Source organism: Streptomyces sp. NPDC049887, assembly GCF_040656535.1.
GTDB lineage: Bacteria > Actinomycetota > Actinomycetes > Streptomycetales > Streptomycetaceae > Streptomyces.
Genome location: NZ_JBFAMM010000016.1, coordinates 56,781 through 71,647 on the forward strand (window position 1 = coordinate 56,781; position 14,867 = coordinate 71,647).

Consider the following 14,867-nt stretch of genomic DNA (forward strand, 5'->3'; position numbering starts at 1 on the left):
GCCCTTCCGGGGGCCGTTCGGACTCTGCCGTCACCGCTCCCGGAGGGGAAGGCTGAGTCCTGCGGGCATCGCGGTCGCGTCATTCCATCGTCACGCCTTCCCCGTCGTCACGCCGCCCCGAGGAGGTCGCCGATGCTGCAGCATGTGACCGTCGGTCTGGACGGATCGGCCGAGAGTGCCGCGGCGGCGGAGTGGGCGGCCCGTGAGGCGCTGCTGCGGACGGCCACCCTGCGTCTGGTGCTGGTGGCGGACTCGCCCGATCCACCACGGCCCGGCCCGGACGAAGGGGACGCCTTCGACGACGTGCTGGCCGGCACGGCGCGAGCCCTGCGGGGCGGAAACCCGGGACTCGAGGTCCGCACGCAACGGCTGTCCGGGCGGCCCCCGGCCGTGCTGGCCCGCGAAGCGGCCACGTCCGGGCTGGTGGTGCTGGGCTCCCGCGGCCTGGGGAGCGTCCGGGGCTTTCTCCTCGGGTCCGTCGCGATGGCGACGATCGTCGGGACGGACCGTCCGGTCGTCCTCGTAAGGCCGGGGAACGAGCCTCGCACGGAGGCGTACGCGGAGGATCTGCCCCGTGCGGAGCCGCACGCGAACAGCGGGCCGCGCCCGGCCCGGTCCGGCGAGCTGGCCGGTGCTTCCGGGCCGGTGGTCGTCGGTGTGGACGTCCACGACGCGTGCGAACCGGTGCTGGACTTCGCCTTCGGCGAGGCGGCCCTGCGCGGCGGACGCCTTCGGGCGGTGCACTCCTGGATGCTCCCGCCGTTCGGGCGGGACGCGCTGGCCCTCGACATGGCCCTGCAGGAGATGCGGCCGGACGTCGTCAGAGCACTCAGGAACGTCCTCGCCCCCTGGCGGCAGAAGTACCCGTCGGTCGACGTCGACGAACTCACGCCCGTGGGCGGAGCCTCCGAGCAGTTGCTGCACGCCGCCGACGGTGCCGCTCTGGTGGTCGTGGGGCGGCGGATCCGCACGGGGCGCATCGGGGCCCACGTCGGGCCCGTGACCCATGCGGTGATCCACCACTGCGGCTCACCGGTGGCCGTCGTCGCCCATGCCTGACGCCCGGCCCGGCTCGACCTCTCCTACGCCGTCTCCAGCACGTCCTCGACGGCGCGGCGGGGAGTCGCCGGGCCCTCCGGGCCGTACCCGAGCCGGATCACCATCTGCACATGCCCCATGGAGGAGACGGGATCGCGCAGCGCCCAGCGGAGTTCGCGCCACTCCAGTGCCTGGGAGGTCAGCGAGGTGACGAGACCGTCCAAGGTGGCCTGGAGCAGCACGCGTTCCAGCGCCTGCCCGGCCCTGAGCCAGTCGAGGGGCCCGTCGTCGGACGTCCCCAACAGGGCGAGCCGGGGCCGCTTCTCGAACGTCGCGCTGCCACGGCCGGCCACGGTCCGTCCGGCCGCGAAGTCCCGTACCGGGGCGGTGACATCGTGCTGCCGGGGGCCGAAGGCGGGCGCGGGGATGCCCTCCCCGGCCGACGCGGCGCCCGGCGTGCCGGTCCAGCGCAGCAGTTCCTCCCGTGCCTCCGGGTCGAGCGACTCGCGGCTCTCGGCGTCGTGCAGCAGGTCCAGGACCTCCTGCACATGCCAGGCGCCGGGCATGTGCAGCCGCGCGCCCTCCAGCCGTGCCGCGGCGCGCAGTCCGTCCAGAACGCCGCTGGGGACGTCTTCGTCGGTGAACGGGAAACGACTGGTGTGCCGCCGGTGAATCGCCGGGTGGAGCGCGGCGAGGTCGTCGTCCCGGCGCACCGGGCGGTTCAGCCGGACCTCCGCCAGGAGCCACGGTTCGTCGGCGTCGGGGAGCAGCACCGCGTCCGGGTCCCTTCCCGCGTGCGCGGCCGCCACTCTCAGATTGAACAGCGCGGCACCGCACCCGAGGTGCAGGGCGCGCTTCTGCGGGTCGGAACTCGGCATGGCCCGTCGCGGGTCCCCGTAGAGCCGGATCGCGCCGCGCCCCGCGTCGTACCGGAACCTCCACGGCTGGGCGTTGTGCATGGACGGGGCCGCCGTGGCGTCCCGGACGAGGGAGGTGAGGACGGCCGTCCCGAGGGGTTCTGCGGTCATGAGACGCTCCAGGGCGGGGATCAGTCGTGTGCGATGACGGCCACCGGAGCGGTGGCGTGGTGGAGTACGGCGTGGGCGACGTGGCCGAGGTGCCCGCCGACCGGGGCCCTCCGGATGCGCCGGCCGACGACCACGAGCTCCGCGTCGGCGGCTTCGCGCAGCAGTTGTTCGGCGGGGGCTCCGACGAGGACCCGTTCCTCGGCCTTGACCGAGGGGTACAGCCCCCGCCACGGCCGCAGCAGTTCGACGACGGCGCCGGCGATGCCGTCGGCGACCTCCTGCCGGACACCGGGATCGACCCCGGGCGCGTGGCCGAACGTGAACGGCAACGACCAGCCGTGCACGGCGCGGACGCCGCAGCCCCTCCGTGCCGCCTCGTCGAAGGCGAAGGCGAGCACCGCGTCGGCGGTCTCGTGGATGTCGACACCCACCACCACGTCCCGTCCCACCGCGACGTCCCCCGGCGGGCGCGGCTGCGCACTTCCGGAAGGGGACTCGGCAGGGGGGCGTACGAGCACGACGGGCGTGTCGGTGAGCCCGACGGTCGCCGTGCCGACCGAGCCGACGAGGAATCCCGCGAGGGCGCCGCGCCCGCGTGACCCGAGCACCAGTAGCTGGGAATCGGCGGCTTCGACGGCGAGGACGGCGGCCGCCCGGCCGGTCGGGCGCCGCGCCGACACCGCCAGCTCGGGGTACCTCCGGCGCAGTTCGCCGGCGGCGTCTTCGAGCACGGTGTCGGCCGAGCGCCGGTGCTCCTCCCGGTCGACGGGAGGCATGGCCGGTACACGCGGCCACTCGTCCGCGTGCACCACGCGCAGGGGAGCCTCGCGCAACAGGGCCTCCTTCGCGGCCCAGTCCGCGGCGGCGCGGCTCTCGCGGAAGCCGTCCACTCCCACGGTCACGGGGCGGGTCATGTCCGTACGCCTCCTTCGGGGGTCGGCCTCGCGGCCGTGCTTCCTGCCCGACCGGGACTCCGGCCGTGCGGGCGGGCCGCCGGGCCCGGACACGAGGGCCGAACGACCCGGCAGGTCGGTCCGCCGGGGCGGGCCCGGGCCGTCCGCCGGGACGGACCCGTGTCTTCGCCCGTCCAGGCCGAACGGTCCTCCGTTCTTCCGCTCGACCGCCGGTCCGGAAGCCGTCACGGTCGCGCGGCCGGAGCCCGTGTGCCGCGGTCAGCCCTGTTGAGCGGGGCCGTCGAGGCTCCGGAGGGTTTCCGCGCGCCTGCGGTACTCCTCGTCGTCGATGTCACCGTGGGCGTATCGCTCCGCGAGGATCTCCTCCGCACGTGTCGGTGAATCCGCACGGCTCGCCCGGCGCCGCTCGGTTCCTCCCTGCGGTGCGCCGACCTCTCCGGTCCGGCGGACCAGGAGGTAGACCCCGAGCAGCAGCACGATGAGGAAGGCCGCCGTTCCGACGGCCATGAGTGCGATGAACCAGCCTCCCGGGCCGTGGCCGTACCAGTACATGACCGGTTCCTCCTCGCCATGTCGTGGATCCCCCCGTACCTCTCCACGATCCGGCGCGTGGCGGTGCGGGGGCGAGGGCCGAACGGCCCCGCCGGGCACCCCGGCCGTCCCTCCGTGAGCGGGCCCTCGGCCCCTCCCGGGGGTCCTGAGGCCGCCGTCCGCTCCCCGGGGGGCGCGCCGCGGGGCCACCGGACCCCGCCGAGCGGTCCGTCCGGCCCCTGCCGGCCCCGGTCGGCCGCGGTCGAATCCCCGTGTCGTAAGCGCGGACGGGAGCGCGGCACGCACGGGCGGGGCGCGGCCCGGTACGCTCAGCGACCGGCCCGCAGTCCTGGTCGTGCGCGACGGGGACGTGGACGGCGCGTTGCCGAAGGAGCCGCCGCCGTCGACGGCCGGCGGATCGTCCGCCCGGGCCACCGCGTTCGCCGCCCCCGACGGGAGCCGCCAGGACGCGCGGACGCGTGCGTGCCGACCGGGTCCACGGGGCAGGGTCGACGTATGAGCGGCGAAGCCGACGACCGGGACCCGGGCCTGTTCGGCCCCGCGTCGGTCACCTGGCAGATGCACGGCGACCCCATGATGTGGATCGCCGGGGTCCGCGCGCTCTACCTCCAGGCCCTGCACCCGCGCGCCGTACGCGGAGTCATGGTCAACAGCGACTTCCGCAGGGACGCGTGGGGCCGGCTGCTGCGCACGGCGGACTTCGTCGGCACCATCTCCTACGGCACCACCGAGGCGGCGGAGCGGGCCGGTGCCCGCGTCAAGCGGATCCACCGGCTCCTCGGCGTGGACGATCCCGACCTGCTGCTCTGGGTGCACTGCGCCGAGGTGGACTCGTACCTGGACGTCCTTCGGCGTTCCGGGTTCCCCCTCACCGACTCCCAGGCGGACCGGTACGTCGACGAGCACCGGACCAGCGCCCGCCTCGTCGGACTCGACCCGGCCGCCGTCCCCGCCACCAGGGCGGCGCTCGCCGGCTACTTCGCCGCCGTACGGCCCGAGCTGGAAGCCGGTGCGGACGCCCGCGTCGTCGACGACTTCCTGCGCCGCCCGCCCGTCCACACGCTGCTCGTCCCGGCGCGTGAACTGGTCTGGCGGCGCGTCGCCGCGCTCGCCTACGACGCGCTGCCCCCGTACGCGCACGACCTCTACGGCCGGTCCGCTCCCCCTCCCGGACGCGTCACCCGGCGGCTCTCCGCCACCGGAACCGCCCTGCGCTGCGTCCCCTCACGCGTGCGCTGGCAGCTGCCGCCAGGTCACATCTTGAAGGCGATGGCGCGACTCGGGCCCGGGAGCAGGCCCGCACCGTACAAACTGCGCAGACAGGCGGCCATACTGGACGGGCCGGGGAGGGCGTAGCGAAGCGACGGGGGCGACACCACGCGATGGCGGACACCAGGCTGATCCAGGGCCGGTACCGGCTGCTTGAACTGATCGGTCGGGGCGGCATGGGTGAGGTGTGGCAGGCCCGCGACGAGTCGTTGGGCAGGCGGGTCGCGGTCAAATGCCTCAAACCGCTCGGTCCGCAGCACGACCAGACGTTCATACGGGTGCTGCGGGAGCGCTTCCGCAGGGAGGCCAGGGTGGCCGCCGCCCTGCAGCACCGCGGCGTGACCGTCGTCCACGACTTCGGCGAGCACGAGGGCGTGCTCTACCTGGTGATGGAACTGCTCGAGGGCCGCAACCTCAGCCAGCTGATGGAGGACAACGAGCAGCATCCGCTGCCGGTGTCCGACGTCGTCGACATAGCCGACCAGGTCGCCGACGCCCTCGCCTACACCCATGAACAGAACATCGTCCACCGGGACCTGAAACCCGCCAACATCATGCGGCTCACCGACGGCACGGTGAAGATCTGCGACTTCGGCATCGCCCGGCTCGGCCACGACATCGGTTTCACGTCCCGGCTCACCGGCACGGGCATCGCCATGGGCACCCCCCACTACATGTCCCCCGAGCAGATCGGCGGGGGCCACGTCGACCACCGCAGCGATCTGTACTCGCTGGGGTGCGTGCTGTACGAGATCGCCACCGGCGCGCCGCCCTTCGACCTCGGCGACTCCTGGTCCGTCCTCGTCGGCCACCGGGACACCGCGCCCCGGCCGCTGCGCAGCCACCGGCCGGAACTCCCCGGCTTCATCGACGAGATCGTCCTCGATCTGCTCGCCAAGACGCCCGAGGAGCGGCCCGCCGACGCCAAGGACCTGCGCCGCAGGATCGGCGCCGGGCGAGTGACGGACACGCCCGCCGCCGGAACCGCGCCACCGCCCCTGCTTGGGCACGGCGGCGGAGAACCGGGGCTGCCGTCCTGGACGCGCGGCATGACGAGCGGTCACAAGGCGGTCACCGTCCCCGCGCTGCGGGCTCTGCCCCCCGACCTCACGGCGGGCCTGACCGGCGAATGGACCACCGGCGTCGATCTGCGCGGTCCCGCGCCCGTGCGACTGCCCCGACCGGAGAGGCCCACCCCGTCGCCGGAACTGCTGGCCGTCCTCACCGGACGGCACAACGCCGGTCTCAGCCTCGGCCGGCTCGGCCGCTGGGAGGAGGCGGGCGAGGTGCACCGCGCCGTCGCCACCGAACGCGAGCACGCGCTCGGCCCCGACCACCCGGACACCCTCGCCAGCCGGTACGAGGTCGGCTTCACGCTGAGCAGGACCGGCCGGGCGGCCGACGCGCTCCGCGAGTTCGGCCGCGTCTCCGAGGGCCGCGAACGAGCCCTTGGCCCCGACCACCCGGAGACCCTGGCCGCCCGTCAGGAGATGGCGTACGTCCTCGGCCGGCTCGGCCGGCACTTCGAGGCGCACCAGTTGTACACGTCGGTGCTCGCCTCCCGGGAACGAACCGTCGGGCCGGAGCACCCCGACACCCTGCGCTGCCGTCACAATCTCGCCTTCAACCTGAGCCGTCTCGGCCGGCTCGAGGACTCGTACCGCATGGCGGAGGAGGTGGCCGCGGCGCGCAGCAGGGTGCTGGGCGCCGGGCATCCGGACACGCTCGCCACCCGGTACGAGGTCGCGTACGCCCTCGGTCAGCTGGGCCGCTGGACCGAAGCCCTGCAGACCTACCGGGACGTGGCGGGGGCCCGTGTGCAGGCGCTCGGCCCCGACCACCCGGACACCCTCGCCGCGCGCTACGAGATCGGGATCAGCCTCGGCCGTCTGGGACGGAGCGCCGAGGCGCTGGAGCAGTACCGGGCGCTGGTGACCGACCGCACCAGGGTCCACGGCGCCGCCGACCCGGAGACCCTGCGGGCCCGCCACGGGCTCGGCGTCAACCTGGGCCGGCTCGACCGCTGGGAGGAGGCGCTGGCCGAGGCCCGCGACGTCTGCGCGGTCCGTGAGCGGGTCCTCGGGCCCGACCACCCGGACACCCTCGTCAGCCGCCGTGAGGTGGCGGTCGGCCTCGGCTGGCTGGGCCGCTGGAGCGACGCGCTGGCCGTCTACGAGCAGGTGGCCGAGTCCCGCGAACGCGTCCTCGGTGCCGGCCACCCCGATGCCCTGGCCAGCCGCAACGACCAGGCTCACTGCCTGGAGCAGCTCGGCCGCGGGGGCGAGGCGGCCGAGCTCTACCGCCGCGTCGCGGCGCTCCGCCGACAGAGCGGGGCGGGCTGACCGTCCTGCCCGGCGGCGGGCGGCTTCGACGAGAACGCCGCCGTCATTCCGAAGAACTCGGCGACCCTCGCGGCACCCGGGCCGGCCGGGCGGATCCGCGCCGGCGAGCCGCCGTGCGGGCCCTCGGCCGTGCGAGCCTCCGTGTCCGTCACCGGCACGTCGCCCCGCGTCGCGGCGTTCCCGCCGCGACCGCACACTGTGACCATGACGGACCTGGCCGAGGAGAGGGAACGCGGCCGCGCCGTGCGCAAGGAGGTGCCGCGGTCCTCCCACGGGCGCTGGATCCCGGCCGCCGACCGGCCGGATCCGATCTCGGTGCTGGAGGACCAGGCCAAGTCCCGCGAGCCGGACCTGGTGCCCGTGCGGTACGGGCGGATGGCCGTCTCGCCGTTCACCTATCTGCGCGGTGCTCCGGCCGTGATGGCCGCCGATCTCGCCGTCCAGCGGAGCACCGGTCTCCGGGTCCAGCTCTGCGGCGACGCCCATCTGCTGAACTTCGGGGTCTTCGCCTCGCCCGAACGCACCCTGCTGTTCGACCTCAACGACTTCGACGAGACCCTGCCGGGCCCCTTCGAATGGGACGTGAAACGCCTCGTCGCCAGCGTCGCCGTCGCCGCACGGGACAACGGCCAGCCGGACGCGGGGGCGCGGCGGGCCGCACGGGCGGCGGCCGAGTCGTACCGGCTGTCCATGCGTCACCTCGCCGGGCTCGGTGAGCTCGACGTCTGGTACGAGCGCATCGCGGCCGAGGACCTGGTGCCCCTCGTGCGCGACCTGGAGCGGGCGCGCCTCGCGGCCCGGCTGGCCAAGGCGCGGCGCCGGACGAGTCTGCAGGCCCTGGAGAAGCTGACCGAGGTCGTCGGCGGACGGCGCCGGATCGTGCAGGACCCCCCGCTGCTCGAAGCTGTGGCCGGGCTCGACGCGGCCTCCGTGCGCAAGATCCTCAGCGACTACCGCAGCACTCTGCCCGAGGACCGCAGGGTCCTGCTGGACCGGTACCGGTTCGTCGAGGCGGCCCGCAAGGTCGTCGGGGTCGGCAGCGTCGGGACGCGCTGCTTCGTCGCGCTGATGACCGGACGGGACACGGAGGACCCGCTGTTCCTGCAGATCAAGGAGGCCCAGCGGTCCGTGCTGGAGCCCCATCTGCCGAAGTCCGCCTACCGCCACCAGGGCCAGCGGGTCGTCGCCGGCCAGCGGTTGCTGCAGGCGGCGAGCGACATCTTCCTCGGCTGGGTCAGCGGTCCGGGGGGCCGGCACTTCTACTGGCGCCAGCTGAGGGACATGAAGGGCTCGGCGGACGTCGCGACGATGTCACCGACGCTGCTGCGCGACTACGCGGCGCTCTGCGGCAGGGCGCTGGCCCGGGCCCACGCCCGGTCCGGGGAGCGCATCGCGATCGCCGCGTACCTCGGCGCGTCCGACACCTTCGACCGGGCGATGGGCGACTTCGCGGTGGCCTACGCGGACCGGACCTTCGAGGACCACCGGGCCCTCGTCGCGGCCATCGGATCCGGGTCGGTCGAGGCCGCCCAGGGCCTCTGAGGCCGCCCTCACGAAACCCGCGGCGCCTTCCGGGTGCGCGACTCGTCCCGCGTCCCGGTCCTCCCCGCGGCCCCGAGCCGCCTGCGCGGTCCGGGGCTCCTTCCCGCAGCCGGGACAGCCCCGCGGCGCTGCCCCTTCCGTCTCGGGGAAGTACGCGGTCCCGGACCGCAAACGTGACGCCGCTCTCTGGCCCGCGCGATCATCGCGTGTTACCAAGAGGCATGCCTGCAGCCTCCTCCGAATCGTTCAGCCGGTCCGTGTACGACGCCGTCATCGTCGGCGGCGGCCACAACGGACTGGTCGCCGCCGCCTATCTGGCCCGTGCGGGGCGCACCGTCCTGGTCCTCGAGCGCCTCGGGAACACCGGGGGAGCGGCCGTCTCCACCCGCCCGTTCGCAGGGGTCGACGCCCGGCTGTCCCGCTACTCGTACCTGGTGTCCCTGCTGCCCGCCGGCATCGTCCGCGACCTCGGGCTGGCGTTCTCGGTCCGCAAGCGCACCGTCTCCTCGTACACCCCGGTCGTGCGCGACGGCCGGGCCACCGGACTGCTCGTCGGCGGCGACCGTACGCGCGAGTCGTTCGCGGCCCTCACCGGCTCCGACCGCGAGTACAACGCCTGGGAGGCGTTCTACGACCGGACCAGGCAGGTCGCCGAGAGGGTCTTCCCCACGCTGACGGAGCCGCTGCCGACCCGCGGGGAACTGCGGGAGCGGGTCGGCGACGAGACTGCGTGGCGGATGCTGTTCGAGGAGCCCATCGGCGCCGCGATCGAGGAGAACTTCGCCGACGACCTGGTCCGCGGCGTCGTCCTGACCGACGCGCTGATCGGCACGTTCGCGGACGCCCACGACCCGTCGCTGGTGCAGAACCGCTGCTTCCTCTACCACGTCATCGGCAACGGCACCGGCGACTGGGACGTGCCCGTCGGAGGGATGGGCGCGCTGACCGACGCGCTCGCAGGGGCGGCCCGTGCGGCCGGCGCCGAGATCGTCACCGGCCACGAGGCGGTCCGCGTCGAGACCGACGGTACGGCCGCGGAGGTCGTCTTCCGCACGGGCGACCGCGAGGGCACGGTCGCCGCCCGCAAGGTGCTGGTCAACGCCTCCCCGCAGGCCCTGTCCGCCCTTCTCGGCGAGCCCGCCCCGCCCCCGGCCGAGGGTGCCCAGCTCAAGGTCAACATGCTGCTGCGACGACTGCCCCGGCTGCGGGACCGCTCCGTCGATCCGCGGCAGGCGTTCTCCGGTACCTTCCACATCTCCGAGGGCTACGGCCGGCTGGCGGCGGCCTACGCCCAGGCCGCGGCGGGGCGCCTGCCCGAGGCGCCGCCGTCGGAGATCTACTGCCACTCGCTGACCGACCCGTCCGTCCTCGGCCCCGAACTTGCCGCCCAGGGCTACCAGACCCTGACCCTGTTCGGGCTCCACACGCCGGCCCGGCTGTTCGCCGAGGCGCCGGACGCGACCCGTGACACGCTGCTCAAGGCGACCCTCGCCGAGCTCGACGCCCATCTGGACGAGCCGATCACCGACTGTCTGGCGCTCGACGAGGCGGGGCGTCCCTGCATCGAAGCGAAGACCCCGCTGGATCTGGAGCACGATCTGAGGCTTCCGGGAGGGCACATCTTCCACCGCGACCTCGCCTTCCCCTGGGCGGACGGCTCGACCGGCCGCTGGGGAGTGGAGACGGCCCACGCCAATGTGCTGCTCTGCGGCGCCGGAGCCGTGCGCGGCGGTGGTGTGAGCGGCATCCCGGGCCACAACGCGGCGATGGCGGCACTGGGTCGCTGACCGTCGGTCCCTGGTGGCGGTCGGCCCGGATCCGGCCGCCCGCCTGCCGCCCCGCGGCGGTCAGGGCCCGGCCGCGGCCCGGCCGGAGGCCATCGCGGTGTGGAAGGTGCGCCGGTAGGCGGCCGGGGAGACGCCGACGAGTCCACGCATGTGCTGCCGCAGCGAGTTGGCGCTGCCGAAGCCGGCGCGGTCGGCCACCAGGTCGATCGACAGATCGCTGGTCTCCAGCAGTTGCTTGGCCACCTCGACCCGCTGTGCGGTGAGCCACTGGCCGGGGGTGACTCCCGCCTCGTCGCGGAACCGCCGGGTGAACGTCCGCACGCTCATCCGCGCGTGCGCGGCCAGCTCGCCCAGTGTCAGCGGGCGTTCCAGCCGCTCCAGCGCCCAGGCCCGGGTGGGCGCGGTGGTGGCAGTCGTGGGCTCGGGCACGGGCCGCTCGATGTACTGGGCCTGGCCGCCGTCGCGCCACGGCGGGACGATGCAGCGGCGGGCCACCTGATTGGCGAGCGCGCTGCCGTGGTCGCGCCGCACCAGGTGCAGGCACACGTCGACGCCGGCCGCCGCGCCGGCCGAGCTGAGCAGGTCGCCGTCGTCGACGAAGAGCACGTCCTCGTCGAACCGCACCCGCGGGAACAGCCGCCGGAAGTGCTCCGCCTCCGCCCAGTGGGTCGTGGCGGGCCGGCCGTCGAGCAGTCCCGCCGCGGCGAGGACGAAGGCGCCCGTGCAGATCGACACCGTGCGGGTGCCCGGCCGGATCCGTGCGAGGGCCTGCGCCAGCGGCGCCGGTAGTACCCCCTCCTCGGCGATGCCGCCCAGCCGGTGGGTCGGTGCGACGATCACGGTGTCGGCGCTCTCCAGTGCCTCGGGGCCGTGGGCCACGTCGATCGAGAAGCCCGCCTCGGTGCGGACGGGTCCGCCGTCCGGGGTGCAGACGACGACCTCGTACAGCGCCGTCCCGCCCGAGGACCGGGCGCTGCCGAAGATCCGGGCGGGGATGCCGAGTTCGAAGGTCATGACCCCGTCGAGGGCCAGGACCACCACGCGGTGGGGGTCCGGCCCGGGCGGTACGACGCAGCCGTCGTACACGTCCCACTCATCGCTCGCCTTCCGCCGCTCCGTCGCGCGGTCCGTGGCGCGTCCCGTGTCCCGTCCCGAACTACCCATGGCCGGATTCTGTCACATCATGGCCATCCGGCCAGTTCTGGGCGGGGTCACGAGCGCCGATGGTGGAGGCGTACGGAGAACGGAAAGGACCTCTCATGCACGACACCGACATCGACACCGGCGCCACGATGCGCGCGATCAGCCCGGCCGCCTGGGGCGGACCCGAGGTGCTGCGCGAGGTGACCCTCGCCCGGCCGGCCCCGGGCCCCACGGAGATCCTGGTGCGGGTGCACGCGGCCGGGGTCAACCCCATCGACTGGAAGACGCGCGCCACCGGAGGCTTCGGGATGCACGGTGAGCCGCCGGTGCTCGGGCACGACGTCTCCGGCGTCGTCGAGGCCGTGGGGCCGGGCGTCACCGTCCACCGCCCGGGCGACGAGGTGTTCGGCATGCCGGAGTTCCCGCGCCAGGCCGGCGGCTACGCCGAGTACGTCACCGGCCCGGCCCGGCACTTCGTGCCCAAGCCCGCGGCCCTGAGCCATGTGGAGGCGGCCGCCCTGCCGCTGGCCGGCCTCACCGCCTGGCAGTCCCTCGTGGAGACCGCGGGTCTCGCCCCAGGCCGGCGGGTGCTCGTCCACGCGGCGGCGGGCGGTGTCGGCCATCTGGCCGTCCAGATCGCCGCGGCCCGCGGCGCGTACGTCATCGGCACCGCCCGCGAGGAGAAGCACGCACTGCTGAAGGAACTGGGCGCGGACGAACTCATCGACTACACCCGGCACGACTTCACGGCCGTGCTCCGGAACCAGGACGTCGACATCGTCCTGGACTCGGTCGGCGGGGACTACGGCCACCGGTCCCTGCAGGTGCTGCGCGAGGGCGGCACGCTCCTCACGCTGCCCTCGCCCGACGAGGTGCCCGCCCCGGACGGGACCGCACCGAGGGGTATCCGCACCGGATTCACGCTGGTGGAACCGGACTCCACCGGGATGCGCGCCCTCGCGTCGCTGGCGGTGGAGGGAAGGCTGCGTCCCGTCGTCGAGGCCGTGCTGCCGCTGGAGCGCGCCGCCGACGCCCACCGCCTGGGCGAGACCGGACGCACCCGGGGGAAGATCGTGCTCACGGTCGTGGACGCCTGATTCGGGACCCCGTTGACGCGGAAACCCCGTTGCGTGTCCCGTGGCCGTCGGGAAAGTGCCTGCCGAGTTCCTTCCGCGTGAAGACTCACTCGGGCGGCACAGGCGGGCCGGGGCAGGGGTTCCGGCCCGCCCCGGCCCCGCGGCCGACCGCGGCGGCCCGGCCCCCCGGGCCTTGCGGCCGACCGCGGCGGCCCCCGGGGACGGGCCCGAGGCCGCGCCCGGGACCCTCCGCGGGACCTCAGTCGGCGGACGGGCTCCAGCCGGCCGCCTCGATCCGCGCCGCGTCGCCTGCCCGGGACTCGTCGAAGAGAGTCCTGCCGCCGTCGTCGATCCGCAGGCCGTCCACGTACGCGCCGCGCCCGGTGTGCGACGGGTCCGTCGTGCACCGCCAGCACAGCCGGAGAGGCCGGCCGTGCCAGGCCGACAGATCAGCCTCGACGCCGTGCCAGACCCGGCCCGACCACCCGGTGACCCAGCCCTCGTGGCGGGTCTCCGCGTCCTCTCCCCGGCGCCGGGTCTCGAACGGCAGCGCCTGCCAGGTCGTCCCCCCGTCGGCTGACGCCTCCAGGAACACCTTGCCGGAGCCGGGTTGGGTGTCCCACCACAGGGAGCACCGCAACCGGGCGCGCCCGGAGGAGGGGATGACCTCGGGCAGTACCAGCCTCGCGGTGGTGGCCGGGACCATCCCGGCGAACCAGGCGGTTCGCCCGTGCGCGGGACGTACCGGGACGGCACGGGCGAGGTTGTTCGCGGCGGCGACGCGCGGCGCGCTGCCGGAGCGCCATGTGCGCACCGGATGGACGGAGTTGCCGAGGACGATCAGGAACGAGTCCGTCGACGGGTCGAGTACGAGACTGGTGCCGGTGAAGCCGGTGTGTCCGGCGGTGCGTGGCGTGGCCATCGCGCCCATGAACCAGTGCTGGTACAGCTCGAAGCCGAGCCCGTGCCCGTCGCCGGGGAACGCGGTGTTGGCGTCGGTGAACAGCAGTTCCACCGACTCCGGGGAGAGGATGCGGGCCCGCCCGTACGCGCCCCCGTTGAGCAGGGTACGGGCGAGGACGGCCAGGTCCCAGGCGTCGGAGAACACCCCGGCGTGCCCTGCGACCCCGCCGAACGCGTGGGCGTTCTCGTCGTGCACCTCGCCCCACACCAGCCCGCGGTCCAGACCCGACCACGGCAGTCGGGCGTCCTCGGTCGCCGCGATCCCCGGACGCCAGGGGGCGGGCGGGTTGAACCGGGTCCGGTCCATGCCGAGCGGCTCCGTGACGTCCTCCCGCAGGAGGGAGTCCAGGCGGCGGCCGGTGATCTCCTCCAGGACCAGCTGAAGCACGATCAGGTTCAGGTCGGAGTAGCGGTATCTGGTGCCCGGAGGGCTGATGGGTGCCTCGTTCCACAGCAGCCGGAGCCGGCCCGCGTGCGTGGGCTCCTTGAAGAGGGGGATCCAGGCCCGCAACCCCGAGGTGTGGGTGAGCAGTTGCCGTACGGTGACGTCCTGCTTGCCCGCCGCCCCGAACTCCGGCAGGTACGAGGCGACCTTCTGTTCCAGCCCCAGCGTGCCCCGTTCGATCTGCTGCACCGCCAGGATCGACGTGAACAGCTTCGACACCGACGCCAGGTCGAACACGGTGTCCCGGGTCATGGGGATCTGCCGCTCCGGCGGCAACTCCACGCCGGTGTCGGTCCTCTCGTCGTAGGCCGAGTAGCGCAGGGCCCTGCCGATCGGATGGTGCAGGGCGACCGTGCCGCCGCGGCCGGCGAGCAGGACGGCCCCGGCGTACCAAGGGCGCCGGGGGGAGGGGGAGAGGAAGGTCTCGGCGTCCGTGACCAGCCGGTCCAGATGCCCTGCGACGAGCCCGGCCCGCTCGGGCGTACCGTGCCGCAGCGTCGTCCGCCGTCGTCCGCCGCCTCCGCCCGCGGCCGGCACCGCCGCTGCGGCTCCCGGGACGGGTTCGATCACCTGGGGGTACCTCCCATGCGTGGCTCCGGGGAAGCTGCTCCCGGTGCGGCCGGCCCGCCGCCGAACCGGCGGCGGCCGATCCCTCCGCCTGCCGAGGCCTCCGTCATACCTCACCCTCCCTGAAGGATTCCTCCGGGTGACCATGCGACACGTGAAGCCTTCTTACCGGGACGGGAATGCGTCAAGGCGACTCAATGA

The 14,867-nt window shown here is 74.3% G+C and carries 11 protein-coding genes; 6 read left to right on the forward strand and 5 right to left on the reverse strand.

From position 1 onward, the window contains the following. Positions 1-132 precede the first annotated feature (132 nt). On the forward strand, positions 133-1,059 hold the full coding sequence (locus tag AB0J10_RS20420; protein WP_363063494.1) for a universal stress protein: 927 nt from the start codon (positions 133-135) through the stop codon (positions 1,057-1,059). Between the two features lie 23 nt (positions 1,060-1,082). Here AB0J10_RS20420 and AB0J10_RS20425 read toward each other — a convergent pair whose 3' ends face one another. The 3 genes from AB0J10_RS20425 to AB0J10_RS20435 form a co-directional block, all read right to left on the reverse strand. Further along, complete coding sequence (locus AB0J10_RS20425; RefSeq protein ID WP_363063497.1) at positions 1,083-2,066, reverse strand: nitroreductase; 984 nt, start codon at positions 2,064-2,066, stop codon at positions 1,083-1,085. 20 nt (positions 2,067-2,086) lie between these two features. Further along, the gene (locus AB0J10_RS20430; protein WP_363063499.1) at positions 2,087-2,980 is read right to left on the reverse strand and encodes a universal stress protein; all 894 of its coding nucleotides are present in this window, start codon (positions 2,978-2,980) and stop codon (positions 2,087-2,089) included. 258 nt (positions 2,981-3,238) lie between these two features. Continuing rightward, a complete protein-coding gene (locus AB0J10_RS20435; protein ID WP_363063501.1) occupies positions 3,239-3,532 on the reverse strand; it encodes an SHOCT domain-containing protein in 294 nt (97 codons plus the stop codon). A 495-nt stretch (positions 3,533-4,027) separates the two neighbouring features. Here AB0J10_RS20435 and AB0J10_RS20440 point away from each other — a divergent pair, with 495 nt between their 5' ends. The 4 genes from AB0J10_RS20440 to AB0J10_RS20455 all read left to right on the forward strand — a co-directional run bounded on the left by AB0J10_RS20440 (position 4,028) and on the right by AB0J10_RS20455 (position 10,472). Next, positions 4,028-4,888 (forward strand): oxygenase MpaB family protein, encoded by an 861-nt coding sequence (locus AB0J10_RS20440; protein ID WP_363063503.1) that lies wholly within the window; start codon positions 4,028-4,030, stop codon positions 4,886-4,888. Positions 4,889-4,914: 26 nt separating this feature from the next. Further along, complete coding sequence (locus tag AB0J10_RS20445; protein WP_363063505.1) at positions 4,915-7,143, forward strand: serine/threonine-protein kinase; 2,229 nt, start codon at positions 4,915-4,917, stop codon at positions 7,141-7,143. Positions 7,144-7,347: 204 nt separating this feature from the next. Beyond that, a complete protein-coding gene (locus AB0J10_RS20450; RefSeq protein ID WP_363063507.1) occupies positions 7,348-8,685 on the forward strand; it encodes a DUF2252 domain-containing protein in 1,338 nt (445 codons plus the stop codon). A gap of 221 nt (positions 8,686-8,906) precedes the next feature. Next, entirely contained in the window at positions 8,907-10,472 is a 1,566-nt protein-coding gene (locus tag AB0J10_RS20455) for an NAD(P)/FAD-dependent oxidoreductase (protein WP_363063509.1), read from the forward strand. A 60-nt stretch (positions 10,473-10,532) separates the two neighbouring features. On the opposite strand, the gene AB0J10_RS20460 is transcribed toward AB0J10_RS20455, so the two are convergent. Further along, positions 10,533-11,636: a helix-turn-helix domain-containing protein gene (locus AB0J10_RS20460; protein ID WP_363063511.1), complete on the reverse strand. Its 1,104-nt coding sequence runs from the start codon at positions 11,634-11,636 to the stop codon at positions 10,533-10,535. Positions 11,637-11,731: 95 nt separating this feature from the next. Between AB0J10_RS20460 and AB0J10_RS20465 the strand changes: the two genes are divergently transcribed. Next, positions 11,732-12,712 carry an NADP-dependent oxidoreductase gene (locus AB0J10_RS20465; protein ID WP_363063513.1) on the forward strand — a complete coding sequence of 327 codons (981 nt, stop codon included), beginning with the start codon at positions 11,732-11,734 and terminating at the stop codon, positions 12,710-12,712. A gap of 238 nt (positions 12,713-12,950) precedes the next feature. Here the strand turns inward: AB0J10_RS20465 and AB0J10_RS20470 are convergent, their stop codons facing one another. After that, entirely contained in the window at positions 12,951-14,636 is a 1,686-nt protein-coding gene (locus tag AB0J10_RS20470) for a serine hydrolase (RefSeq protein ID WP_363063659.1), read from the reverse strand. Positions 14,637-14,867: the final 231 nt, after the last annotated feature.